The organism is Enterobacter sp. R-25 (assembly GCF_049913205.1).
In the GTDB taxonomy this organism is placed as follows: domain Bacteria; phylum Pseudomonadota; class Gammaproteobacteria; order Enterobacterales; family Enterobacteriaceae; genus Enterobacter; species Enterobacter ludwigii.
The window spans coordinates 2561888-2585469 of sequence record NZ_CP183982.1 but is presented as its reverse complement, the minus strand read 5'-3'; the positions used below and the strand labels follow the sequence as shown (position 1 = coordinate 2585469).

Annotated in this window: 23 protein-coding genes and 1 other annotated feature; of the genes, 6 read left to right on the top strand and 17 right to left on the bottom strand. The window is 52.2% G+C overall.

Translation table 11 applies throughout. The annotated features are described in order from the left end of the window. Nucleotides 1-71 precede the first annotated feature (71 nt). Entirely contained in the window at nucleotides 72-836 is a 765-nt protein-coding gene (locus ACN9MQ_RS12315) for an SDR family NAD(P)-dependent oxidoreductase (RefSeq protein WP_014170397.1), read from the bottom strand. A gap of 264 nt (nucleotides 837-1100) precedes the next feature. Here ACN9MQ_RS12315 and ACN9MQ_RS12310 point away from each other — a divergent pair, with 264 nt between their 5' ends. After that, on the top strand, nucleotides 1101-2000 hold the full coding sequence (locus tag ACN9MQ_RS12310) for a LysR family transcriptional regulator (protein WP_014170396.1): 900 nt from the start codon (nucleotides 1101-1103) through the stop codon (nucleotides 1998-2000). Between the two features lie 75 nt (nucleotides 2001-2075). On the opposite strand, the gene ACN9MQ_RS12305 is transcribed toward ACN9MQ_RS12310, so the two are convergent. From ACN9MQ_RS12305 to ACN9MQ_RS12270, 8 genes are all read right to left on the bottom strand, one after another. Beyond that, nucleotides 2076-2867 (bottom strand): carboxymuconolactone decarboxylase family protein, encoded by a 792-nt coding sequence (locus ACN9MQ_RS12305; RefSeq protein WP_193162236.1) that lies wholly within the window; start codon nucleotides 2865-2867, stop codon nucleotides 2076-2078. After that, nucleotides 2867-3364: a (R)-mandelonitrile lyase gene (locus ACN9MQ_RS12300; protein ID WP_346589153.1), complete on the bottom strand. Its 498-nt coding sequence runs from the start codon at nucleotides 3362-3364 to the stop codon at nucleotides 2867-2869. The genes ACN9MQ_RS12305 and ACN9MQ_RS12300 overlap by 1 nt, the downstream gene beginning before the upstream one ends. Before the next feature lie 109 nt (nucleotides 3365-3473). Then, nucleotides 3474-3830 carry a cyclophilin-like fold protein gene (locus ACN9MQ_RS12295; RefSeq protein ID WP_020882425.1) on the bottom strand — a complete coding sequence of 119 codons (357 nt, stop codon included), beginning with the start codon at nucleotides 3828-3830 and terminating at the stop codon, nucleotides 3474-3476. A 172-nt stretch (nucleotides 3831-4002) separates the two neighbouring features. Continuing rightward, nucleotides 4003-5106 (bottom strand): flavin monoamine oxidase family protein, encoded by a 1104-nt coding sequence (locus ACN9MQ_RS12290; protein WP_426021022.1) that lies wholly within the window; start codon nucleotides 5104-5106, stop codon nucleotides 4003-4005. Beyond that, entirely contained in the window at nucleotides 5103-5786 is a 684-nt protein-coding gene (locus tag ACN9MQ_RS12285) for a cupin domain-containing protein (protein ID WP_426021023.1), read from the bottom strand. Before ACN9MQ_RS12285 ends, ACN9MQ_RS12290 begins: the two co-directional genes overlap by 4 nt. A 43-nt stretch (nucleotides 5787-5829) precedes the next feature. Then, nucleotides 5830-6174 (bottom strand): carboxymuconolactone decarboxylase family protein, encoded by a 345-nt coding sequence (locus tag ACN9MQ_RS12280; RefSeq protein ID WP_014170390.1) that lies wholly within the window; start codon nucleotides 6172-6174, stop codon nucleotides 5830-5832. Between the two features lie 38 nt (nucleotides 6175-6212). Continuing rightward, complete coding sequence (locus ACN9MQ_RS12275; RefSeq protein WP_014170391.1) at nucleotides 6213-6494, bottom strand: hypothetical protein; 282 nt, start codon at nucleotides 6492-6494, stop codon at nucleotides 6213-6215. Between the two features lie 216 nt (nucleotides 6495-6710). Next, a complete protein-coding gene (locus tag ACN9MQ_RS12270) occupies nucleotides 6711-7625 on the bottom strand; it encodes a LysR substrate-binding domain-containing protein (RefSeq protein WP_014170388.1) in 915 nt (304 codons plus the stop codon). A gap of 176 nt (nucleotides 7626-7801) precedes the next feature. Here ACN9MQ_RS12270 and ACN9MQ_RS12265 point away from each other — a divergent pair, with 176 nt between their 5' ends. Then, nucleotides 7802-8578: an SDR family NAD(P)-dependent oxidoreductase gene (locus tag ACN9MQ_RS12265; RefSeq protein WP_014170387.1), complete on the top strand. Its 777-nt coding sequence runs from the start codon at nucleotides 7802-7804 to the stop codon at nucleotides 8576-8578. 25 nt (nucleotides 8579-8603) lie between these two features. Beyond that, nucleotides 8604-9632: a zinc-binding dehydrogenase gene (locus ACN9MQ_RS12260; protein ID WP_426021024.1), complete on the top strand. Its 1029-nt coding sequence runs from the start codon at nucleotides 8604-8606 to the stop codon at nucleotides 9630-9632. A gap of 43 nt (nucleotides 9633-9675) precedes the next feature. Here ACN9MQ_RS12260 and trpA read toward each other — a convergent pair whose 3' ends face one another. The 6 genes from trpA to trpL form a co-directional block, all read right to left on the bottom strand. Continuing rightward, nucleotides 9676-10485 carry a tryptophan synthase subunit alpha gene (gene trpA / locus ACN9MQ_RS12255; protein ID WP_014170385.1) on the bottom strand — a complete coding sequence of 270 codons (810 nt, stop codon included), beginning with the start codon at nucleotides 10483-10485 and terminating at the stop codon, nucleotides 9676-9678. After that, the gene (gene trpB / locus ACN9MQ_RS12250; RefSeq protein ID WP_020882431.1) at nucleotides 10485-11678 is read right to left on the bottom strand and encodes a tryptophan synthase subunit beta; all 1194 of its coding nucleotides are present in this window, start codon (nucleotides 11676-11678) and stop codon (nucleotides 10485-10487) included. Before trpB ends, trpA begins: the two co-directional genes overlap by 1 nt. A gap of 10 nt (nucleotides 11679-11688) precedes the next feature. After that, nucleotides 11689-13047: a bifunctional indole-3-glycerol-phosphate synthase TrpC/phosphoribosylanthranilate isomerase TrpF gene (gene trpCF, locus ACN9MQ_RS12245; protein WP_014170383.1), complete on the bottom strand. Its 1359-nt coding sequence runs from the start codon at nucleotides 13045-13047 to the stop codon at nucleotides 11689-11691. 3 nt (nucleotides 13048-13050) lie between these two features. Further along, nucleotides 13051-14646, bottom strand: coding sequence for a bifunctional anthranilate synthase glutamate amidotransferase component TrpG/anthranilate phosphoribosyltransferase TrpD (gene trpD, locus ACN9MQ_RS12240; protein WP_014170382.1), 1596 nt, complete (start codon nucleotides 14644-14646; stop codon nucleotides 13051-13053). Beyond that, nucleotides 14646-16208, bottom strand: a complete 1563-nt coding sequence (locus ACN9MQ_RS12235; RefSeq protein ID WP_025203978.1) for an anthranilate synthase component 1 — start codon at nucleotides 16206-16208, stop codon at nucleotides 14646-14648. The genes trpD and ACN9MQ_RS12235 overlap by 1 nt, the downstream gene beginning before the upstream one ends. 26 nt (nucleotides 16209-16234) lie before the next feature. Beyond that, nucleotides 16235-16329, bottom strand: a sequence feature (Trp leader region). Continuing rightward, nucleotides 16306-16350, bottom strand: a complete 45-nt coding sequence (gene trpL / locus ACN9MQ_RS12230; protein ID WP_106993556.1) for a trp operon leader peptide — start codon at nucleotides 16348-16350, stop codon at nucleotides 16306-16308. (Overlaps the previous feature by 24 nt.) A 127-nt stretch (nucleotides 16351-16477) precedes the next feature. Between trpL and rnm the strand changes: the two genes are divergently transcribed. From rnm to ACN9MQ_RS12215, 3 genes are all read left to right on the top strand, one after another. After that, entirely contained in the window at nucleotides 16478-17371 is an 894-nt protein-coding gene (gene rnm, locus ACN9MQ_RS12225) for an RNase RNM (protein ID WP_020882434.1), read from the top strand. Continuing rightward, nucleotides 17368-17988: an L-threonylcarbamoyladenylate synthase gene (locus ACN9MQ_RS12220; protein WP_003856793.1), complete on the top strand. Its 621-nt coding sequence runs from the start codon at nucleotides 17368-17370 to the stop codon at nucleotides 17986-17988. Before rnm ends, ACN9MQ_RS12220 begins: the two co-directional genes overlap by 4 nt. A 929-nt stretch (nucleotides 17989-18917) precedes the next feature. Beyond that, entirely contained in the window at nucleotides 18918-19619 is a 702-nt protein-coding gene (locus ACN9MQ_RS12215; RefSeq protein WP_112047590.1) for a YagK/YfjJ domain-containing protein, read from the top strand. Nucleotides 19620-19903: 284 nt separating this feature from the next. Here the strand turns inward: ACN9MQ_RS12215 and ACN9MQ_RS12210 are convergent, their stop codons facing one another. Next, the gene (locus ACN9MQ_RS12210; protein ID WP_112047591.1) at nucleotides 19904-22288 is read right to left on the bottom strand and encodes a DUF4238 domain-containing protein; all 2385 of its coding nucleotides are present in this window, start codon (nucleotides 22286-22288) and stop codon (nucleotides 19904-19906) included. A gap of 93 nt (nucleotides 22289-22381) precedes the next feature. Further along, nucleotides 22382-22951, bottom strand: a complete 570-nt coding sequence (locus tag ACN9MQ_RS12205) for a recombinase family protein (RefSeq protein ID WP_112047592.1) — start codon at nucleotides 22949-22951, stop codon at nucleotides 22382-22384. Nucleotides 22952-23582: the final 631 nt, after the last annotated feature.

Below are 23582 nucleotides of genomic sequence, written 5' to 3'. Positions count from 1 at the left end.
GTCTTTATTCTTTCAAATCGCTGAATACGCTGGTCTACACCCTGTCGGGAATAAACCAGAATGACATCTGATTACTGAACCGTATAACCGCCATCAATTGCCAGAGCCTGTCCGGTGACGAAGCTGGCATCGGAACTGCACAACCATAAGACGGCGCGCGCGATCTCTTCGGGCTCGCCCAGGCGACCAATTGGCTGCAGCTTCATGAGCTCGGCCATCGCATCAGGCTCGCTGTTCAGCATATTTTCGACCATTGGCGTGCGGATAATGCCGGGACAAACGGCGTTGATCTGTATTCCACGCGCGGCATATTCCAGCGCTGCGCTTTTGGTCAGCCCGAGGACGCCATGCTTTGTCGCATGATAAACGCCGCGCCCGGCAATGCCGACCAGCCCGCCCAGAGACGAACAGTTAACGATAGCGCCACTTTTCTGACGGCGCATTTGTTGCAGCTCATATTTCATGCAGTTCCAGATACCCCGCAGGTTAATCGCGTTGACGCGATCAAACTCTTCGCCGCTGGCATCTGCGGTTTCTGCAATGGGGCTCTGAATTCCGGCGTTGTTATAGGCGGCGTCGAGCTGACCAAACGCCTGTACTGCGTTCTCAATCATGCGTCTGACCTGCTCTTCGTCAGTCACGTCGCAGACAACGGGTTTCACGGTATACCCTTCAGCCAGTAGCGCATCCGCTTCGCGAGATAACGCATCCTCGCGAATATCCGCCATCACCACCGTTGCGCCAGATTCGCAAAATGCCCTGACGGTCGCGAGCCCCATACCGGAAGCCGCGCCGGTGACCAGCGCCACCTTGCCACTAAAATCATACTTAACCATTTGATACCTCTTACCGTGGAATCACGTGCAATGAAGACATCTCGCGTTGTGTAAAAGTATTCTGCGTGAAATGTGATGTTGTTAAAACTGACTAAATCAAAATGCAGTAATGAGGAATTTTCATAAATTAGATAGACTGCTTCTCGTACAGCGCAGGCGGCCGTCATTTATAATGAACGCCATACCGCCAGAACGCTTTTCGTCTGAAGAGACAGTGTATTGGGATGAATCAGCCACCCATTTTCCGGATATCAGAGGCCCAGATTGGCACGAGAAAATCTTAATGACTTAATGGCTTTTATTGCCGTTGCGCGCGAAAAAAGCTTCACCAAAGCTGCGGCCCAATTAGGCGTATCGCAGTCAGCCCTGAGCCATACTATGCGTACCCTCGAATCTCGGCTGGGGATGAAACTGCTGACTCGCACCACGCGCAGTATTGCGTTAACCGATATTGGTCAGTCCATGCTGGATGACCTGGGGCCTTACATCGATGGTATTCAGGGTCGTTTGCAGTCCCTGAAAGATCTCAACAGCAAACCCGCGGGTACGGTACGTATATCAACGTCAGATTATGCTATCGGGTCTGTTATCTGGCCGAAGCTGGAACCGCTGCTTAAAGAATATCCTGACATTAGTCTGGAGCTGATTGATGACTATGCCTTGACGGATATTGTTTCCGGGCGGTTTGATGCAGGAACCCGTCTGGGGGAACAGATCTCCAACGGCATGATTTCCGTGCGTATTGGCCCGGATGTCCGTTTTGCCGTGGTCGGCTCACCTGATTATTTTTCCCGCAATCCTCAGCCGCAGCACCCTAACGATCTGATTGATTACAACTGCATCAACCTGCGGTTTCCTACGCATGGCAATTTATACGTCTGGGAATTTGAAAAAGAGGGTAAAAGCCTGAACGTGAAGGTCACTGGTCAGCTGGTCTTTAGCCGGATCTATCAGTGTCTTCAGGCTGCAGTGGAAGGGTACGGCCTGGCGCATGTTCCGCGTGATATCGCAGAAAAGCATATCGCCCGTGGGGAGCTTATTAGCGTGCTCGACGACTGGTGCCCCTACTGGGATGGCTATTATATTTACTATCCCGAGAACCGAAATCTATCGAAAGCATTCCAGCTGGTGGTCGACGCGCTACGCCATTACAAACATCCCTGAAGAGAGACGTTTGTCAGCAACGCAAAGCCAGGCCCCTCATCCGGTGCCTGGCGTTTACAGTTGCGTGGCTAAACGTCAGGCTGGATCCCTGCCGGCAAACACCTCTTTAAAGACCGGCATCGCCGAGAAAACATTGGGCCAGCCCGCAACAAAGGCCAGTTGCGTCAGGACTTCGGACGCCTGGGTCCGGGTTAAACCATTGTCCATGGCGCGGTTGAGATGGTAAGGAACCTGGGCCACCTGGCCGGCAGTGACCAACGCGCTGACCGTGATCAGACTTCTGTCCCGTGGCGCCAGTCCGGGCCTGAGCCACAGGTTCTGGAATAGCGCGTCGGTCGTGTATTTCACTACGCCCGGCGAGACCTTGCCAAAGTTTGATTCAACCAGCGTGGCACGCTTGTTTTCCGACTCTTCATCCAGCGGCAGGAAATCCACCTTTCCGCCTGGCAAGGAAGCGGTATCGATATGGCGTTGAGCAAACAGCTGACGCGTGATCAGCGCCGCAGAGGTGGCGTTCGGCCAGCCGGCGTAAAAAGCCAGGTGGGTGATTGTTTCTGAGATTTCCGCAGGTTTTACGCCGCTGTCCAGCGCCACGTTGAGGTAGTGGGGAAGTTCCGCCGTATCATTGCGGCTGATCAGCGCTGCAACCGTCACCAGGCTTCGATCGCGTCGCGACAGTTCCGGGCGATTCCAGAGATCTTTTTCAATAAACTGTTCTGAATAGGCAGCCATTGCTGGCGCGACCTGGGCTACAGCGTCCCGTGAGTCTTCCGGTTTCATTGTCGAACTCCTGTTTTGAGTAGTCTGGGAGACACATCCGTTAATCAATAAGAGTGAAACGATAAGCAGGGCGGTTCTTTTCAGCATTAATGCCCTCCCGCCTGCAGGTACTGCGCATCGCTGACTTTTTCAAGCCAGTTCACGTTTTGCCCCTGCTCATTCGATTCCTGAATGGCCATATGCACCATCGTGGTTTTATCCGTTGCGCCGTGCCAGTGTTTAACCCCTGGCGGGCATTGAATGACATCCCCGGCGTGCACGGTTTTTCGCTCCTGCCCCCACTCCTGCACCCAGCCCGTCCCGGACGTGACCACCAGTGTTTGCCCAAGCGGATGGGTATGCCAGTCGGAACGTGCGCCGGGCACGAAGGTGACATACGCAGCGCCTGCTCTTTGCGGGGCGACAGGTGAGAAGAGGGGGTCAATGTAAGCACGTCCGGTAAAGTGGTCAGCGGGTTCGGCAATCGTCGCGCGACTGCCCATTTCAGACACGGTCATTTGAGCTGAAGGGGTGGTTTCGCTGTGTGCGGACATACCTGCAAATAACAATAGTGATGCTGCTACAGAGGTGAAACGGATCATCATACTCTCCTGTTGTGAATGAAACGGCAAACCCGGTACCGGGAAAAAGAGAAGGGGATAAATGTGTTGTGATGAGATTTGCCGGCTGTGCCGGAAATACATATTCGGGCGGCTACTTATCCGTCAGTAGCTCAAATCGGGCAGTATATTCAGCAGGTGATACGGGCAAGGCATCCGGTTCGTCTAATTGCCCCAGCGTAATTAATCCCGACGCATATCCGTGTGCTTTATAGAAAATCGCCAGATTTCCCCACGGGGCATATAGCGTGATATCACCCTTAGCGGCCGCGGTACCCGCAGGTGCGCCGGCCGTGGACAGGCGGCGAGGAAGATCGCCGATTTTCTCTTCCCCGGCATAATCTTTCAGCTGCAGCGTGAGGGGCAACAGTGCGATAAAGTCACGACTGGTTTGGCTGCTATTCAACGTTGCGGTCAGCGTCTTGTCGTTCAGTATAATTTTTATCTTCATCGGGTTTTCCTGTATGAGTTCGTTGCGCCAGCCGGCAATCGTCTGCAGTCATTGGCAACTATTCTTAACAGAAATAAACCTCGTGTTAATAGGCGTTATCAGAATAGAAAAATGAATAAATTTCATTAATCCGGTCCGGGAAGCAAATGTTTGTTATCGGCAGATACAGGCCTCAGGGTCTGGCAACGTGGCGTAACCAGTGCCCAACGCCTTCAGCAGCAGCGTCAATTGCGCCGGCCAGATAACCCGAAAATTGCGGTGACCATTCGCTGGCAATCCCGGTTAATTTATCAGCCCATTCTTCCTGCGCCGGAATCTGTTGCGGCTGTGCGTGCCCGACGTCCTGCTGCAGGTCAAATTCTGTCGTCGTAAACGGATCGGCGGCCCAGTCTTTTATCCACTCGGCTTCAGGCTCTGCCGCGTCTTCTCCGAAGAGTCGCACCAGTTGCTCCCGGCACAGTCGCTTGAGTTCGGCCTCGCTCACCGTCCATCGCGATTTTGCCGGTACGCCAATAAAACCAAAGATAGCCGTTTTGCTGGTATCGGGCTCTGACACATCGTGAATTTCAACCATCGGACCCACACGGCTGCTTACGTCGCCGGAGAGATACTGTGACTGCAAAAAGTCGGCCTGGTACAGGGCGACATATTTTGCGTGAGGCGCCATCCAGGTTGGCGTTTTACGCCAGTGTGAAAGTATCTGCTCCGGCAATGCCGGCTCGAACGTCATTTTTGCTGCCAGCGCGGGAGGCAGGGCGAGGAAAACGTGTTCACCGGTGAAAAGTGAGCCTTCGCCCGTTTCGGACTGCGTCGCGACCTGCATACCCTCGCCGAGACGGGAAATGGAAACCACCTGATGATCTGACTTAATCTTCTGCGCCGGGAGCTGGCGTGTTAATGCGCTCGTCAGCGCCTGCATTCCACCCTGAAGCCTGAACGACTCCGGTGATGTCCCATAGGCAGGATAACGTTGCGCAGGGGTCGTCGTCTGGCGTTCATAAAGCATATCCCCCGGTCGCCCCTGAGGGAGAGGCGTTAATCCAAGTTGATGAACCAGGTGTGCGAAGTCAGGCTGAATTTCCGGCCAGAACCAGGTCGCGCCCATGTCCACATGAACCCCATCAGGCGTGTTTGCTAACGCCTGACCTGAAAGTACGCGACCGCCGGTTCTTTTCCTCGCTTCCAGTATCACGTAATCCACTCCCGCTTTTTCAAGCACTGTGCCCGCATACAGGCCGCTGACACCCGCACCAATGATAATAACGCTGCCTTTCATGGTATCGCTCCGGTCAGTGTGGTGGGGCTGAGATGTCCCGTTTTAAGATAAAAAATTGCCCCAGAAGCGGCGGCCGTCAGCGCCGGCAAATCGCCTTCAGGAAATCTGAGCCAGCTTCCTTTCGGGTAACGACCTTCCGGTGCGCTGATTTCCCCTTCGAGAAGCAGGAGCTCGGCTCCTCCGGCGAGCGGAGCGCAGAAGAGTCGTTCACCCGGTGCGATCCTCTGAAGCTGGGTGGTTTCCGCTACGCTTGCGAACAGGGGACAAATGAGTCTGTGCGGCTGGCCGTGCCAGCGACTCGCCTCGTTGGTATTGATCCTGACCGGTTCCTGTTCTTCGGCGGTGAACTGGCGCAGCTTAACGAAAAGGGTGGTGCCGTCACGACTGGACGGTCGATGCGACGAGCCGTCCGGGCTGCGCAGATACCAGCCAGCCGGATAATCGGTTCCGTTTTCCGTAAAGGTACCGCTCAGCACCAGAATCTCTTCTCCGCCGGGGTGGGTGTGCTCAGGAAACACAGAATCAGGGGCATACCTGACAAGGCTGGTTGCGCGGGCCTGCTCGCGGCCAATGCGATCAAGCATGACGCGCTCCACACCGGGCTGCGGGGACGGCACCCAGCGGTAGTCATCAGGAGTAATGATGGCTCGCTGTGAAAAATCAGAATTCAGTAACATCATAGTCAGTCATTAAACGGCACCGCAGGCGGTGCCGTATACAGGTTTATTTTGTTGGCAGGTTGTCAAAAACATCCAGAGCCCGGGCGGTGTAGGTTAACGCAGCACCGGCGTTCAGACTGATGGCAACGGAAAGCGCTTCAGCTATCTCTTCACGCGTTGCGCCTTTCTTAACCGCAGCTTCCACATGTACCGCCAGGCAACCATCACAGCGAGTGGTAACGGCAACAGCCAGCGCAATCAGTTCGTGGGTCTTGGGATCAAGGTGCTGATTTTCAGAAGCCCCTTTATCCATCTGCTGTAAGCCTTTCATAAATTCAGGCTGCAGTCTGGCAAATTTCCCGACGGTGGCCAGCAGGCTGGTGCGATATTCATTCCAGTTTAAAAACATTCATAGCTCCGGTACGTGTAGGTTTCAGAAAATGCCCGTTACAGGACGTCGTAAATGCGGATTTCAGGCGCGCTGTTCAGATACGGTTTCAGTGCTTCAACGACATCCTGGGTGAAAAGCGGACTGCTGAGATACGCCTGTGCCTGGGACACGGTTTTAAATCCGTGCAGGACCTGTACGTCCTCGTCACGAACAAGCAGTTCTTTAGAGGTGGCACCGTCGATGGTGGTTAGGAACGGGGTTTTGTATTGCTGGTAGACCCCGGCGGCTGCCGCACGGTTTTCATTACTGATATCAAGGCTGATTTGCAGATAAGCCATCGTTCTCTCCTTCGCTCAGGGTTAAGGCAAGGCGGCCGGATAAGGTACCGGTCTGCTTTACCGTTCGTTGAGGGCGATTATGAGAAAGCCGGTGATCTTCAACAAATCAGTTAATCTTGCGTTGCAGAAAAGAAAAACTATGTCGGGCGTCTGAAGAGAGAAGCATCATGCCGGTACGCGATGACCCTTGCCGCATGATGCTTAAAAAAGGGGGAGTTAAGGATTGTCAGAGACCACGTCATGAAGAAGCCAGTCGTGAAATATTTTTACTTCTTCACGCATGGCGGTGTGCTGCGGGGTCACCAGGTAGTAAGACCATGTTAACGGCCAGCGATGGTCTGGGTGCAATTGAACCAGTTGCCCGGTTTCAATCAGCTGTTTCACCAGCGCGTGACGCACAATCGCCACCCCCCGGCCGCTCAGGGCCGAGAGAATAACCGCGGAGGTGGAGTTAATATGCAGCCTGCTTTCCAGCGCGCCAGGGGCATTGACGGTACGGAGAACGTCATCCCATGAGGGAAAATTCGCGCCCGGGTGCGGCGTGTCATCGTGGATCAGCTTCTGCGTGGCGAGCCAGTCACCACAGGCAATTTTCTCCGGAGGCACCAGGCGGGGGCTACAGACCAGCACCGCCTCTTCATCCATCAGCCAGGTTTTATTCACGCCGGGCCAGTCTCCCTGTCCGCAGCGAATGCCGATATCCGCCTCGCCGTGCGATACGTCCATCAGCTTTTCCGTGACGTTAAGCCGCAGATCGATTGTGTCATGCGTTTCTGAGAACCGGTTAAGACGCTCCATCAGCCAGTTCATCATCAATACCTGAGAGGCGGTGACGACCACGACAGAACGTGCGCGACGTCCGCGCAGTTTGTTTAACCCGCTTTCCAGCTTGTCCAGGCCCTGCGTAATGTCCTGCAGCGCATCCTGAGCCTCATCCACCAGCGTCAGGCGCTCCTTACCCGAACGCGTACGGCGAAGCAGCGGGTGACCAACCCAGTCTTCGAGCGAACGAACAAGCTGGCCCACTGCGGCAGGCGTCACGCCAAGCTCTTGTGCCGCACCGGTAAAGCTACCGTGACGGGCGGTCGCTTCAAAAGCATGTAGCCATTTAAGTCTGTTCAGGGAACGCATTGCAGGTACTCCGACTTATTCTTTCTTTCAGTATACCTGAGCGAAGAAGATTTTCTTTCCTGTGTCGCAATTTCTTCTCAGTCGTCAACCCTGATGCAGGGTGGCATTCTGGATGCACACGATGAGGAGCGAGGCTTTTCATCAATGACAACCAAATGTTTTAAAAGAGGTTAGCGATGAACGCATCTTTTGCCGGTAAAAAGCTGTTAGTGGTCGGTGGTACAAGTGGTATGGGCTTCGAAACGGCGAAGCGGGTTCTGAAAAACGGTGGCAGCGTGGTGCTGGTGGGGAACCGCAAGGACAAAGCGGAGCAGGCTCGTCAGGCGCTGGCGGTCGACGGACCGGTATCCATCATCGTGGCTGACCTGATGAAAGAAGAGGGTATGCAGCACGTGATGAATACCCTCAATGCTGAACACAAAGACATCAGCCTGCTGGTCAATGCCGCTGGCGTGTTCTTCCCGAAACCGTTTACTGAACATGAAGCGTCAGATTACGACATGTATATGAGCATCAACCGCGCAACCTTCTTCATCACCCGTGATGTGGTGCGCAATATGGTTGATGCCGGTATTAAAGGCTCCATCGTCAATATCGGCTCTATGTGGGCACAGCAGGCCATCGGGGCCACGCCGTCTTCCGCATATTCCATGGCGAAAGCCGGCCTGCATGCGTGGACCAAAAACCTGGCTATTGAGCTGGGCGGGAAAGGCATTCGCGTCAATGCCGTGTCTCCGGCCGTTGTTCACACGCCAATTTATGAAGGCTTCATCCCGAAAGACGATGTAAAAGAGGTGATGAACAGCTTCGACAGCTTCCATCCGATTGGCCGCGTGGGTACGCCGGGCGATGTGGCTGAAACGGTAGCCTTCCTGCTTTCTGACAAGACAGGCTGGGTCACCGGCGCAATCTGGGACATTGACGGCGGCGTCATGGCTGGCCGTAACGCATAATACACCGCTCATCACAGGTGATACCGTGAATAAAACTTTTCGTGCTATGCAGGTTTCCTCGCCGGGCGTGCTTGAAATGGTCGTCAGACCGTTGCCCGAGCCGGGACCCGAGGACGTACTGATTAAAATTGAGGTATGCGGGGTTTGTGGTGCCGATCTTCAGGACGCGGAGAAGGTACCGGAAGCGGGGCAGCCCGGGCGCATTCCGGGCCATGAAATTGTGGGCCACATTACCCGGATAGGAGATGCAGTTCCCGGGATCTGGCACACCGGTCAGCGCGTGGGCGTCGGGCGTCTTGGGGGATATTGCCAGCATTGCCTGCCTTGCCGCAACGGGCTTTTTCACCTGTGTGAAAATCAGCTAACGCCGGGGCTGAGCTGTGACGGAGGTTATGCCGAGTATGTTGTTATCCGCCATACCGCGCTGATTGCCATTCCTTCAGCGCTCACTTCCGTTCACGCGGCCCCGATCTTGTGCGCCGGTACGGCAACCTTTAACGCGTTGCGTCAATCCGGTGCCAGCGCGGGAGACAGGGTGGTTATTCTCGGTATTGGTGGCTTAGGCCATATGGCGATTCAGTACGCCCGTAGGATGGGGTTTGAGGTTATCGTGATTGCGCGCGGCAGTGAAAAGGCGCATGACGCTTTACAGCTGGGCGCTCATCACTATATCGATGCGCAGACGGAAAACGCGGCGGAACGGCTGAGAGCGGAAGGCGGTGTCGAGATTATTGTGGCCACTGCCCCGGATGCAGACGCGGTTTCAGCGTTATTGCCAGCCCTGGCCCCCAGAGGAAAAGCGATCCTGTTGGGTGCCGGACGCACACCGTTGCAGGTCATGCCGGGTATGATGATTGGCGCGGAACGCACCCTGACAGGTTCATTTGTCAGCACCCCGTCGCAAACCGAACGCGCGCTGCGCTTTAGCCACCTCTTTCAGACGCTGCCAGTCACAGAGCTGATGCCCTTTGAACAGGCAAATGAGGCGCTCGACAGGTTACGGCAGGGAAAGGCGCGCTACCGGATAGTGCTTACGATGAACCCGGATAACTGATCGGCAGAAACACCGTCTGGCGGGGAGCCAGACGGTGGAGAGGTTACGCTTTACGCGTTGCCGCTTTCATTGCGCTCACAAACGTTTTCAGCTCAGCCAGCATTTGCTCTGGCTTGTCCACGTTCTTCTCAATGATTTTAACGATAGCGGAGCCTGAAATTGCACCGGCTGCGTTAGCGTCAATTGCCGCCGTGACCTGATCGGGAGATGAAATCCCAAAGCCCTGCAGCGGAGGAGCCGCGTGGTATTCAGCCAGCTTCTCGACCAGATGATGCAGAGGCAGCGCCGCTTTGTTCTCCGCGCCAGTTACACCCGCACGGGAGAGCAGGTAGGTATACCCGCGACCATAAGAGGCAATCTGGCGCAGCAGTTCATCATCGGCGTTTGGCGGGCAGATGAAGATAGGTGCCACGTTATGGCGCATCGCCGCCTGGCGGAACGGCGCAGATTCTTCAACCGGTACGTCTGCCACCAGCACCGAGTCAACGCCCACGCGCGCGCATTCTGCATAAAAGGTATCAATACCGCGACTGAAGACCAGGTTGGCATACATCAACAGGCCAATCGGAATGGTCGGGTGCTTCTGGCGGATAGCGGCCAGCATCTCAAAACATTGCCCCGGGGTGACACCGGCCGCGAATGCCCGCAGCGTTGCGTTCTGGATAGTCGGGCCATCGGCCAGAGGATCGGAAAACGGAATACCCAGTTCCAGCGCGTCGGCACCGGCCTCAATCAGGGTGTCGATAATTTTCAGCGACTGCTCAGGACCCGGGTCACCCAGCGTCACGAAGGGAACGAACGCGCCTTCCTGGCGAGATTTCAGTGCTGCAAATGCGTTATCGTAGCGTTCCATCAGATTTCCCCTCGTGCTTTCAAAATATCGTGAACGGTGAAGATGTCTTTATCACCGCGACCGGAAAGGTTAACCACCAGCAGTTGCTCTTTTTCCGGGTTCTCTTTCATCATTTTCAGCGCATGCGCCAGGGCGTGAGAGGACTCCAGAGCAGGAATGATCCCTTCGTGGCGACAGAGCGTTTTAAACGCCTCCAGGGCTTCGTCATCGGTAATGGAAACGTAGTCCGCACGACCGGTACTGTTCAGGAAGGCATGCTGAGGCCCAACGGAAGGGAAATCCAGGCCTGCCGAGATAGAGTATGACTCTTCAATCTGGCCGTCATCGGTCTGCATCATCGGCGCTTTCATACCGAAGTAGATCCCCACGCGACCATGTTTCAACGGTGCGCCGTGCTCACCGGTTTCAATCCCGTGGCCTGCAGGTTCAACGCCAATCAGCCCGACGCTGGTTTCGTCGATGAAATCAGCGAACATGCCGATAGCGTTAGAGCCACCGCCAACGCAGGCGATCACCGCATCCGGCAGGCGACCCTCTTTTTCCAGGATCTGCGCTTTGGTCTCTTCGCCAATCATGCGCTGGAATTCACGCACTATCGTCGGGAACGGGTGCGGGCCGGCAGCGGTGCCAAGCATATAGTGCGCGGTTTCATAGCTGCCAGACCAGTCGCGCAGCGCTTCGTTACACGCATCCTTCAGCGTCGCGGAGCCGCTGTGCACCGGGATCACTTCAGCGCCCATCAGACGCATACGGAATACGTTAGGCGACTGGCGCTCAACGTCTTTTGCGCCCATGTAAATGCGGCATTTCAGACCGAGAAGGGCGCTGGCAAGGGCTGATGCCACCCCGTGCTGGCCTGCGCCAGTTTCAGCGATGATTTCGGTTTTACCCATCCGTTTTGCAAGCAGCGCCTGACCCAACACCTGGTTAGTTTTATGCGCGCCGCCGTGCAGCAAATCTTCACGCTTAAGATACAGCGTGGTTTTGGTGCCTTCGGTCAGGTTACGGCATTTCGTCAGGGCCGTTGGACGGCCAGCGTAGTTTTTCAGCAGGTCGGTAAACTCAGCCTGAAACGCCGGATCTTTCTGCGCGCTCACGAACGCTTCTTCCAGCTGGCGCAGGGCGGGCATCAGGATTTGCGGGACGTACATCCCGCCGAACTCACCAAAATAGGGGTTTAGTAATGTCGTCATCTTCTCTTCCTTAATATGCACGCAGAGTTTTAAATACCGAGGCCAGCTTACTGGCATCTTTGATGCCCGGTTGCGACTCTACGCCTGAATTGAAATCGAGGCCCGCGCAGCCCGCTTTGGCGGCTTCCACGCAGTTATCCGGGCTAAGTCCACCCGCCAGCAAAACATTGTCCAGCACTTCGCCGTGCAACAGGGACCAGTCAAAACGCTGTCCCGTGCCGCCCTGGCCATTATCGAGTACGTATTTATCAACATGATTCAGGTTACGCTCAGGCAACCTGTCGCCCACGCTCTGCGCTTTCCAGATTTGCACCTGAGGTGCCAGTGCGCTGCGCAGGGCATCGATATAGGCCTGATCTTCGTTGCCATGAAGCTGCACCGCATGCAGAGATAACGCTTCGGCTTTTGCTACCACGTCGGCGATATCCGCGTTGCGAAAGACCCCCACATAGCTGAGTGGCGCTGCCGTCATCACCTGACGCGCCTGCGCTTCGGTCACCACGCGAGGGGAGGAGGCGACAAAAATCAGCCCGCCGTAAATCGCACCGGCTTCATACGCGGCCAGGGCATCCTCTTCACGGGTCAAGCCGCACACTTTGTTTTCACCCAACAGTACGCGGCGCACCGCGGCATTGAGATCGTCATGTTCCATCATTGCTGAACCAATCAGGAAACCGTTGGCGAAATGGCTCAGCTCGCGGACCTGTGCGTAGCTGTTAATACCGGATTCACTGATCACGGTGACGCCAGAGCCCAGACGCGGCGCCAGCTGGCGCGTGCGGTTCAGGTCAATCGACAGGTCACGCAGATCGCGGTTGTTGATGCCGACCACTTTGGCTTTCAGCGCAATGGCGCGTTCCAGCTCCTCTTCGTTGCTCACTTCGGTCAGCACGCCCATATTCAGACTGTGCGCAACCGCAGCGAGCTGGCGATACTGTTCGTCATCCAGCACTGAGAGCATCAGCAGGCAGGCATCGGCCTGGTAAAAGCGAGCCAGCCAGATCTGATACGGGTCGATAATAAAGTCTTTGCACAGGATCGGTTGTGGCGCGATCCCGCTGACAACAGGCAGGAAATCGAAGCTGCCCTGGAAATACTTCTCATCCGTCAGCACGGAGATGGCTGACGCATGATGTTTGTAGATACCGGCAATTCGCGCCGGATCGAAATCGTCACGGATAACGCCTTTCGACGGGGACGCTTTTTTGCACTCGAGAATAAACGCGGTGCGTGCGCCCTGCAGAGCATCATAGAAACGACGGCTGCTCGGGACAACGTCATTCTGGAAGCTGGCCAGCGGCTGCTGTGCTTTACGTGCTTCCACCCAGATGGCCTTATCGGCAACGATTTTCGCTAAAACGGTCTGCATTCTTTACCCTCTTGCCGCAAGTGCGGTAACGCGATCGTAAGCTGCACCTGAGCGCAGTACGTTCAGAACTTTTTGTGCGTTGGCTTTGAGATCTTCCTCGCCGTGTAAACGCATCAGCATCGCGACGTTGGCAGCGACGGCGGCCTCGTGGGCGACCTCTCCTTTACCTTGTAATAAGCGCGTCAGAATGTCACGGTTTTCTTCAGGCGTGCCGCCCGCCAGCGCTTCCTGATGGTAAGGCGTTAAACCAAAGTCGCTCGCCTCCAGCTGATAGCTCAGGATTTCACCGTCGCGCAGTTCGGCCACCAGCGTTGGCGCATGCAGCGACACTTCATCCATTCCCCCGCTGTGAACCACCGCGGCACGTTGATAACCCAGCACGCGCAGGGTCTCTGCAATCGGCAGAACCAGCTCCGGGCTGTAGACGCCAATCAGCGCCAGCGGCGGATGGGCCGGGTTGATCAGCGGGCCGAGCACGTTAAACAGCGTGCGGGTTTTAAGCTGCTGGCGAACCGGCATCGCATGGCGGAAACCGGTGTGATATTTCGGCGCAAACAGGAAGCAGACGCCCAGGTCGTCCAGGGCTTCACGCGAACGTTCGGCGTTCATCTCGAGGTTGATGCCGAATGCGGCCAGCAGGTCTGACGATCCCGACCGGCTGGAGACGCTGCGGTTACCGTGCTTTGCCACTTTCAAACCACAGGCAGCCGCCACGAAGGCGCTGGCGGTGGAGATATTGATGCTGTTGCTGCCGTCACCACCGGTACCGACGATATCCGCAAACATATAGTCCGGGCGCGGGAATGGGGCGGCATTTTCCAGCAGCGCCGTTGCCGCACCGGCAATTTCCTGCGGGCTTTCACCGCGAACTTTCATGCTCACCAGCGCGGCCGCCAGTTGTTCAGGCTTCAGTTCACCGCGAACCACGGCGGAGAAGAGCTGGTGGCTCTCCTGCTGGCTCAGAGTCTGTGCCTGATACAATTTTTCCAGAACAGGTTGCAGGGTGTTGGTCTGTTCCAGTTTCTGCAGCGCCCAGTCCAGGGTCTGTTCCAGCAGACGCGCGCCGTGAGAGGTGAGGATTGATTCCGGATGGAACTGCATCCCACAGACACGATCGGTATCGTGACGTACGGCCATCACCATGCCTTCGAACGAGGCGTTAATGGTCAGGCCAGCCGGGATGTTGCTGCCGACCAGCGAGTGGTAGCGTGCCACCGGCAGCGGATTCGGCAGCCCGGCAAACATCGCCTGACCGTCATGTTCAATGCTGGAGGCTTTACCGTGCAGGATTTCACCCGCCTGGCCGACGTATCCGCCATAGGCTTCAACAATCGCCTGATGCCCCAGGCAGATGCCGATAATAGGCAACTTGCCGCGCATACGGGTCAGCAGTTCAGGCATACAGCCCGCTTCACTGGGGGCGCCGGGGCCAGGAGAGAGCATTAGCACCGGGTTTTGCATGGTTGCCAGACGCTCAATCAGGGTTTGCGCCGGCACGTGGTTACGATAGATAACGACGTTGTGACCATTCGCACGCAGCTGATCTGCCAGGTTATAGGTAAATGAGTCGATGTTATCGAGCAGCAGAATGTCAGCCATCAGAAAATCTCCTGTGCATGGTGTGCGGTAGCGATGGCGCGCAATACCGCGCGAGCTTTATTGCGCGTTTCGTCAGCTTCAGACTGCGGAACAGAATCAAGAACCACCCCGGCGCCCGCCTGGACGGTGGCAATGCCGTCTTCAACATAGGCAGAGCGGATAACGATGCAGGTATCAAGGTCACCATGCGCAGTGAAATAACCCACCGCACCGCCATAGCTGCCGCGACGACGCCCTTCGGCGGCGGCGATAAGCTGCATCGCACGGACTTTCGGCGCACCGCTCAGGGTGCCCATGTTCATGCAGGCGCGATAGGCGTGCAGCACGTCGAGGTCGTTGCGCAGTTCACCCACCACGCGGGAGACCAGGTGCATCACGAAGGAGTAACGGTCGACTTTCGTTAAGTCAGCCACATAGCGGCTGCCGGGAGTACAAATACGGGCCAGATCGTTACGCGCCAGGTCGACCAGCATCAGGTGCTCGGAGAGCTCTTTGTGGTCGGTGCGCATTTCCAGTTCGATACGGCTGTCGAGATCGCGATCCAGAGAGCCATCGGCGCGACGCCCGCGCGGACGAGTACCGGCAATCGGGTAGATCTCGATCTGGCGGCTGGTGGCGTCGTATTTCAGGGAGCTTTCCGGTGACGCGCCAAACAGGGTGAACTCGTTGTCCTGCATAAAGAACATATACGGGCTTGGGTTGCTCTTTTTCAGCACGTCATAGGCCGCCAGCGGCGACGGGCAGGGCAGTGAGAAACGACGGGACGGGACGACCTGGAAAATTTCCCCGGCGCGAATCGCCTTTTGCATCTGACGCACCACGGCACCGTACTGATCGTCGGTCTGGTTAACCTCACAGGTCATCTTCTCTACATGCTGAACCGGCAGAGCGGGTGGCGCTTCGGTCATTTGCTGTTGCAGCTGAGCAATGCGCTGCTCAAGACGTGTTTTCTCGGTCACGGATGGCGTGAACAGACTCGCCTGAATACGGGTGTATTTTTTCTGATGGTCGATCACCAGCAGGGTTTCGGCCAGGTAGAAGCAGTAGTCAGGGCAGCGGTTGCCCTGTTCGGTTTCCGGCAGGTCTTCGAAACCGGCGACCAGATCGTAAGCAAACAGCCCGCCAAAGAACATCGCTTCGCGTTCATCTTCTGGTACCGAGACCAGGTTTTGCAGCAGGCGGAAGGCATCGAAGACTGACAAAGAACAGAGGCGTGCATCTTCGTCCAGCAGTTGGCTGACCGGCGGGAAATGCAGTACCCGCACTTCCGGGTGACGTTCATTCTCGATGCCCGCTGGGAGGGAGGCGTCCAGCAGTGGCAGCAGCGCGGCACCGTTCTCAGAGAGCGCCTTAATCGTGACAGTGTCACCCAGCGCGGTAATGCGCAATGCGCTGTCGACCAGCAGCAGGCTCTTAAGATCGTCTTTACTGTCAATATCTGCGGATTCCAGCAGCAACGTCGCCGGACGCGCACCGCAGACCTGATGAAACAGCGCGGTTGGGTTGTGGCGATAGACCGCCTCGCAGGTCAGCAATTCGAGGTGTGGTTTGGCTGTTTGCATTATGTTGTTCTCATTTATTCTGTTCAAAAAAAAAGCCCGCTTAGTCGCGGGCTGGGTATCTGTTTGCATTTCGCAGACGTGTGACACTGCCCGATAATCAGGATGTGCGCCACCAACCGTGCAGAGTGAAATGTGCTGTCATTTTCAGATACCTTTCTCGTGTGAACTTGCGTACTAGTTAACTAGTTCGATGGCAAGTTGTCAACCCTTGATTTCAGAATTTCGCGCCAAGCCGTTATCATAGGGGTTTCGGATGTCTTTAACCTGCTATGGGAAGTGCTTTGAGCGATACCACCTACGCCGTAATTTATGATTTACACAGCCATACTCAGGCCTCTGATGGCCTGCTGACACCCGAAGCCCTGGTTCATCGCGCCGTTGAAATGCGTGTTGGCACGCTGGCGATAACCGATCACGATACGACAGATGCTATTCCCGCGGCGCGCGCCGAAATTGCCCGCAGCGGACTGGCGCTGAATCTGGTGCCCGGCGTCGAAATTTCGACAGTCTGGGAAAATCACGAAATACACATTGTCGGCCTCAATATCGATATTGAACATCCGGCAATGCGTGCGTTTTTGCAAGAACAAAAATCGCGCCGCAATGAACGCGCCGAAATGATTGGTGAGCGACTGGAAAAAGCGCATATTCCCGGAGCGCTGGAAGGTGCACAGAAACTGGCAAACGGTGGGGCGGTGACGCGCGGCCATTTTGCCCGTTTTCTGGTTGAGGCGGGCAAAGCCACGACGATGGCGGACGTGTTTAAAAAATATCTGGCACGCGGGAAAACCGGTTACGTTCCGCCACAGTGGTGTACAATAAAACAAGCTATTGATGTCATTCATCATTCTGGCGGTAAGGCTGTGCTCGCCCATCCGGGGCGGTATAATCTTTCTGCTAAGTGGCTGAAAAGACTGCTGGCACACTTTGCCGAATGTGGCGGTGAGGCGATGGAAGTCGCCCAGTGTCAGCAGGCGCCCAATGAGCGTGCGCAGCTCGCAACCTACGCGCGTCAGTTCGGTCTGCTGGGTTCGCAAGGGTCGGATTTCCATCAACCCTGTGCGTGGATCGAGCTGGGACGCAAGCTCTGGTTGCCCGCAGGCGTTGAGCCCGTCTGGCAGCTCTGGGAACAGCCGCAGAAAATTGAAGAGAGGGAAGTATGAGTCAGTTTTTCTATATTCATCCGGATAACCCGCAGCCACGCTTAATTAATCAGGCCGTGGAGATCGTTCGCAAAGGCGGCGTGATTGTCTACCCGACCGATTCTGGCTACGCGCTGGGCTGTAAAATTGAAGACAAAGGGGCGATGGAGCGCATTTGCCGCATTCGTCAGCTGCCGGACGGCCATAACTTTACCCTGATGTGCCGCGATCTTTCTGAACTGTCGACCTACGCGTATGTCGATAACGTGGCGTTTCGTCTGATCAAAAATAACACGCCGGGCAACTACACCTTTATTCTTAAAGGAACCAAGGAAGTGCCGCGCCGACTGTTACAGGAAAAGCGTAAAACCATCGGGATGCGCGTACCGTCCAACCCGATTGCGCAGGCGCTGCTGGAAACCCTCGGCGAGCCGATGCTTTCGACTTCTTTAATGTTGCCTGGCAGCGAGTTCACCGAATCCGATCCCGAAGAGATTAAAGACCGTCTGGAAAAGGTGGTCGAGTTGATTATTCATGGCGGCTACCTTGGTCAGCAGCCAACCACCGTTGTTGACTTAACCGAAGATGCGCCAGAAGTGATTCGTGAAGGCGTGGGTGATGTTAAGCCTTTCTTGTAAGGGTGTAAGCAGATATACTACGCGGCCATCAAAGCAGGGCTGAGCCCTCTTTTGACCTGATTCGACGCCTGTGAAGGCGTACAAGATAAAATTAATATCATTACAAATCAATGCATTGCCTTGTTAGCATAAAGGGCAATCATCGTTTTGTATGACAGCTTTAATTACACTCAGAATCCCATTTTTTATGCACACCGTTTTCCCCTTGGTCCATTCAGATTTAACTTGAATGGAGATATACATAGACTCGGGCATATACCGGTATCTGTGCTTAATATCATTATTGTCTCAAAGCTCAATTGAGAACAATTCTCAATTGAGCGGTTTTATGATAAAATATCATTCTTGATAACTTGACTCAAAGAGAGTGAATATTGCTTACAGGGTCCATTTTGCCTGCGTTTACCCCCCCGTTAAGGGATGATTATAATCGGATGGCTATTATCCTGAAGTCAGCAGGATTAACACTGACAACTTCACGTATAAATATTTCGCACCACCTTACTCAAACGTCTATTCCTAGCTCGGCTTTAGAACTTTCAAAGCTCCTGAACATCCCGCTTTCAACAACACACCGTAATCTTTCATCATTGGCCTATGCTGGTTTAGCCAATAACATCATTGACCGCTCAGGGATATCTCGTTGGTTTTGGTTAGTCGCGGGAAAGGTCAATTTTTGTCCATGCTGCAATCAGGAATTCACGACCTACAGTTAGAAACTCTTGCCGAACACAAAAGGTAGTGGTAATCTGATAGAGAAGCTGGTTTTTACCAGAAACTTTTCTAAGTGAAAATTTTCAATCATGCCTGTATTCCAATGCCAGAAGTGGTGTGGGTCTGCTGGGCTTTTTGCGTTTCAGTTTTCTACTGGTTTTTATTAATACCTATACCCTACATGAGGAACTATCTAACACTACTGAAGGAGGCGTATGCAGCAATCTATCTTATCTGTACAACAATCAACTAATTTACTGACATCTCACCGTGACAATGGTCATTACACCTTGATCCATTCCTCAACCTATCTCCACGATGGTTTGACCTATAAGCTTAACCATAATCCGTTAAGTAAGCGTAGCAGTCCAATACGAAAAGAAATTATCGACAGATTTATTGACCAGCTTCGCGCTATGTTGTCGCACTATAACGAACTGTATGGATTCCGCTTTGATTTGTCTGTCCCTGAAGGGATGTCTGTTGATGAAAGCAACAAACTGGTAAGTGAATTGTTTACTCGTCTGCGAGGCGAGTTCACCGCAAAAGCCTGGAACAATCAGCCTATCAAAAAATTCGCTTATGGCTGGGTTAGGGAGAAAGAAAGGGCTAAACAAGTTCATTACCACTGCTGGATAGCTTTACCATATTTCCAGGTAAACACTGCTGGTTTTGAAGACAAAGGGATTATTGGAAGGGTAAGCCGTATCTGGTCAGAACTCACGAATGGAGTTTCTCGGGTCCATCTTCCCGAGGATGGATACAGAATCAAAAGAGGTGATCACGATTCACTTACTAGGATGGTCAAACGGATTTCATATCTTGCCAAGAATCGCGGGAAGTATTCTAACGGTAAAGGGCAGCAAACATTCTCTGCGTCGAGGGTAAAATTCAAGACGGCTAATACGCTGCATTAGAATCCTTCGTAGGAAGCCCTGTATCGAACTTTACTTAGCAAGTAGTCCAGCGATCATCTACATGCAAAAAACCTCTCAGGGAGCGATACAGGCTGTTTAGCCGGGTTCTTTATTCCTTCTTTCAGCTCAGCATTTAAATTACTGAGCATTATTCTCATTTTTGTGCAGTGAATGACCATAGGGCTACTGCTTTCATCGGCATAGCCCTTTTTGCATTTCTCAGTTTTAAACCGAATTTAAAATGAGCTCATGCAACATTCTCAAAAAAACTAAAATGGCAATGATTACATCGTTGCAATGTCAATGCCTAAGATTGACCTAACATTATCATCATATTTAAGACAACTTGAACGGGCCAGCAATCGCTGAACATTCCTATCATAAAACCCACCCTCTGGAGAAGATATCATCATATTTTTAAGGACCAATGACTTGTTATCTGCATTTAGCTGTTTGATTAAGGCATTGATGTTAGTAGTTAGGAGCTGTATATGTGCTGTTGTACGATTATTTCTCAAAATGGTTTGGTCAACTTCTTTAAGCAGGTTTCTTGTCTTGGAGAATGGTCCTTGGGACTTCGTGAACGTGTCCTCAAACTGAAGGTCAAGAGGTACAATATTAAAGGCATCAAGTGCTTTACCCCATGGGAAAGAAGATATTCCTTGATCGCGGTGTTGTGCAGAATATAACTGTTTCCATCTGGAAATACTATCGGTCACAATAACTGAGCCTGTTACTTGGGCTATAAATAAAGCCATTTCATAATTAGGCCCATTCCGCGACATCATTAATTGCCCGCCACTACCTACTGATGTTTTTTGTAATAGTGTCAGAGGTGAAGACTCTGCATTTAGTTCAGATGTAGTAATTATATCACTTGCTGACACTTCATTTAAACCAAACTGACTTACAAGGAAATTAACTCTCATGTCCCTAGGCATTAATGCCGTTGAATTTAGTAAGTCCTCAGTCGATAAGATGAAGTGTCGTTGTAAATCTTGTTTGTGTATAGGTTCCTTTCTTTGACCTCTCTCCCTAGCCATGTCTAACGTTGCTCGCATGAGTCCAGTATCAAATTCGACCGGTTCAGGAATGATGTTTATCAAACCAAGTCCAATAAATGGTTCCATCTGAAGGAAAAATAAAAAATCCTTGAGTGATTGATACTTATATTGTGATGGGGATTTGATGGGGCTGAATTCTGGATTGGTAATGTTAGGGTTACATATGGGAGTCTCAATCAAAAATTCATCAAATAATGATGCCATTGGTACAGCATTTTCAGTTATGGTACGGACATCTACAGGCCCTGAATACAGCGCTCGTAGTTTTCCATCCGATTTTGGCAATAAATTATATATGTCTGTATCAACAGGCCATAGTATTGAATAGAATTCATATATCTTTGTTATATGATCTTCGGTAATTTCTTTTCTGACGTCTAGCCACGTTTTACCATTATTTAAACCTAAAACATCTTTAATACAATTACAAAATGCGAGATTTCTTTCTCTTATGCTTACTACATCCCACGATGTACGTAAGTTCTCAGCAAGATTGAGGCAGCAGTGTTTGTATTTTCTGCCGCTGCCACATCCGCAAGCGGAGTTACGGCCAATCTGAACTTTACTTGTCGTTTTCTGGAGGAACTCATGTGAGTGAGTTGTTCTACCAAGTGCATCTTGATAGTGTACTGAGCCATCCTCAAATTTGGCATACATGTCTCCGCCAAAACCAAATATACCATTTAACGATGGTAAAAGTAGATGACGTAGTTCAGCCCAATCAACTTCGATATCCTTTTCAGGGTAAAGCCAGTTTTCTCGACCTGCTGCGACTGATTTGTTAGATCTACTTTTAATAATATAATTTATCTTTTTAACTTCATCATCCGAAAGTTGGCGGCTATTAATGAAATTAATAGTATTTACCATGCTATTTCTAAGGCGAGTGGCATTGGTTCGCTGTTGAAGTGGGTTTGCATTTTCGGGATCTTGTGCATATTCAAGATTCGTTAAAATCAAACAACGATTTTTATCTAAAGGAAATATCGTCTGTGAACCTTTTAATGTAATATCTGGGTCGTTAGGATAATTACAAAGTTCATGATTTGGAGGGCAAGCATAGTTATAGATAGTGACTGGATGATCTGAAAGAATGAATTTTGTTTCTGCTTCTGAAGCTGAGACTAACTCACGCACCCCTTCAGCCCACAATGTACAATGCATTGTTCTAAGGGATTGCATTTCCATCATGAGTTGACTTTGATTGAGTTCAGGGTATTTGTTTTTAATCCAATCCAAACCTTTAGGGGTTCGTAGTTTCTGAGCATCAATATAAGTAAATAGATCACGGAAGTTATCATGCCATTCAGCTTGATTATTTCCAAGGAAGGCTCGAATAGATGTTGAGCCGCTGTTATCTATCGGGCCGAATAGTTTTCGCTCTATTTCATCATTAACTTCAGAACCAAAAAAAGTTGAATATAAATCGACTTCATAAAATCTCTGCGTTGGTGTTTGCCATTTTTTTGATTCGACTATCCTTGTTTCATCTCCGGGAATATTAATTTTACGACGCATTAAGTGGCAGAGTTGTTGTTCCCGTTCCTCCATAAATCCTTTTTGATACCATTGAGGCACATAGTGATTATCTCTAGTCTTTGTCACACTAAACTCCTTTATCGATCTTTGTCTCTGAGATAGTTGCCTGCACTAAGGACTCACTATCATATTGATAGCTACTTCACTGATACAAAAATATCAGATGTTCCAATGGCGCTTTATCGTGGCAATCCCTAGACCTAACGAGGAAGCCGCTTTTGCCTGACTCAGACCACTAGCTTTAGCCTCTTGTACACGCTTACACGTGTTTGCTGCCACAGGACGGCCTAATTTCTTGCCTTCTTTCTTAGCTCGCTCTAGACCTTCTTTAGTGCGCTCTGTAATACGTGATTTTTCAAACTCCGCAAATGCAGAGAACATTTGAAGCATCAACTTTCCTTCGGCACTGGCAAGGTTGCTCGCAGGCAGATCCAACGATACAACGTCTATTCCTTTGTCTACTAACATAGAGATTGTCTGTTGTACATCGATGTTATCACGTCCCAAACGGTCTAGTTTGAGCACGACCAGTTGATCACCTGACTCCAACTTGTGATTTACCATATCGGCAAAAGCTTTACGCTTCATTGCCTGTACACCACCTGAAACAACTTCGGATACGACACGGCTATCAATTACATCATAACCAGCATGACGGATTGCCATGATTTGGTTTTCAGTCGTTTGCTCGCTGGTGGACACACGACAATATGCAAAAGTACGGCTCATAACATCCTCTCAAGTGGTATCAAAAACGGTATCATAATTGATCGTTAGTATCTTTAAGTCAATATGGTAATTTATTGATACCAGATTTGTAGGAGATAGATTGGTATCGAAAAACGTTCGATTGTTGATACCAAGTGATTTGCACCATGAACCAAGCAGTGATATTTGATAAACATGATCAAGACCCACCTCCGTCCCTATTAGTGGTGCCTGGTTGCAATATCCAAACTCCCAGATATTTTTCCACCCAACTGGAAGGAATCCGCCCCTATTTTATGTTCGTGTATAGGTTAGGCTGAGGGAGGCTCGCCATTGTACACCCCCTGGATTTGGTGATCTGTTAAGTCATTGATTTTGATCGAATTTAGATCAATTATCCGTTACCGGGATTACCCACGCCCAGACGGATGGAACACAATGAATAACGATAAGTCAAACCACCCTAAATACTTCCAATACTTGGGCCGCATGATCACCGCTTACCCTACATACATCATTATTGACGGTATCAAGATTAGCCGTTCCCGCTTGTCATTTGCCTTTCAGTTGGAGTTAGCGAAAGCGCTACGGCTTCATGAGGAAAAGAACCAATAAAAAACCCCGCACAGAGGCGGGGTTAGTCATTACTTGC

Excerpts from the sequence above, each read along its gene's own strand:
- trpA (WP_014170385.1), bottom strand. The coding sequence starts at position 10,485 with ATGGAACGCTACGATAACGCATTTGCAGCACTGAAATCTCGCCAGGAA.
- trpB (WP_020882431.1), bottom strand. The coding sequence starts at position 11,678 with ATGACGACATTACTAAACCCCTATTTTGGTGAGTTCGGCGGGATGTAC.
- ACN9MQ_RS12205 (WP_112047592.1), bottom strand. The coding sequence starts at position 22,951 with ATGAGCCGTACTTTTGCATATTGTCGTGTGTCCACCAGCGAGCAAACG.
- ACN9MQ_RS12265 (WP_014170387.1), top strand. The coding sequence starts at position 7,802 with ATGAACGCATCTTTTGCCGGTAAAAAGCTGTTAGTGGTCGGTGGTACA.
- rnm (WP_020882434.1), top strand. The coding sequence starts at position 16,478 with ATGGGAAGTGCTTTGAGCGATACCACCTACGCCGTAATTTATGATTTA.
- trpD (WP_014170382.1), bottom strand. The coding sequence starts at position 14,646 with ATGGCTGACATTCTGCTGCTCGATAACATCGACTCATTTACCTATAAC.
- ACN9MQ_RS12235 (WP_025203978.1), bottom strand. The coding sequence starts at position 16,208 with ATGCAAACAGCCAAACCACACCTCGAATTGCTGACCTGCGAGGCGGTC.
- ACN9MQ_RS12290 (WP_426021022.1), bottom strand. The coding sequence starts at position 5,106 with ATGAAAGGCAGCGTTATTATCATTGGTGCGGGTGTCAGCGGCCTGTAT.
- ACN9MQ_RS12270 (WP_014170388.1), bottom strand. The coding sequence starts at position 7,625 with ATGCGTTCCCTGAACAGACTTAAATGGCTACATGCTTTTGAAGCGACC.
- ACN9MQ_RS12285 (WP_426021023.1), bottom strand. The coding sequence starts at position 5,786 with ATGATGTTACTGAATTCTGATTTTTCACAGCGAGCCATCATTACTCCT.
- ACN9MQ_RS12295 (WP_020882425.1), bottom strand. The coding sequence starts at position 3,830 with ATGAAGATAAAAATTATACTGAACGACAAGACGCTGACCGCAACGTTG.
- ACN9MQ_RS12300 (WP_346589153.1), bottom strand. The coding sequence starts at position 3,364 with ATGATGATCCGTTTCACCTCTGTAGCAGCATCACTATTGTTATTTGCA.
- ACN9MQ_RS12275 (WP_014170391.1), bottom strand. The coding sequence starts at position 6,494 with ATGGCTTATCTGCAAATCAGCCTTGATATCAGTAATGAAAACCGTGCG.
- ACN9MQ_RS12280 (WP_014170390.1), bottom strand. The coding sequence starts at position 6,174 with ATGTTTTTAAACTGGAATGAATATCGCACCAGCCTGCTGGCCACCGTC.
- ACN9MQ_RS12220 (WP_003856793.1), top strand. The coding sequence starts at position 17,368 with ATGAGTCAGTTTTTCTATATTCATCCGGATAACCCGCAGCCACGCTTA.
- trpCF (WP_014170383.1), bottom strand. The coding sequence starts at position 13,047 with ATGCAGACCGTTTTAGCGAAAATCGTTGCCGATAAGGCCATCTGGGTG.
- ACN9MQ_RS12305 (WP_193162236.1), bottom strand. The coding sequence starts at position 2,867 with ATGCTGAAAAGAACCGCCCTGCTTATCGTTTCACTCTTATTGATTAAC.
- ACN9MQ_RS12315 (WP_014170397.1), bottom strand. The coding sequence starts at position 836 with ATGGTTAAGTATGATTTTAGTGGCAAGGTGGCGCTGGTCACCGGCGCG.
- ACN9MQ_RS12215 (WP_112047590.1), top strand. The coding sequence starts at position 18,918 with ATGCAGCAATCTATCTTATCTGTACAACAATCAACTAATTTACTGACA.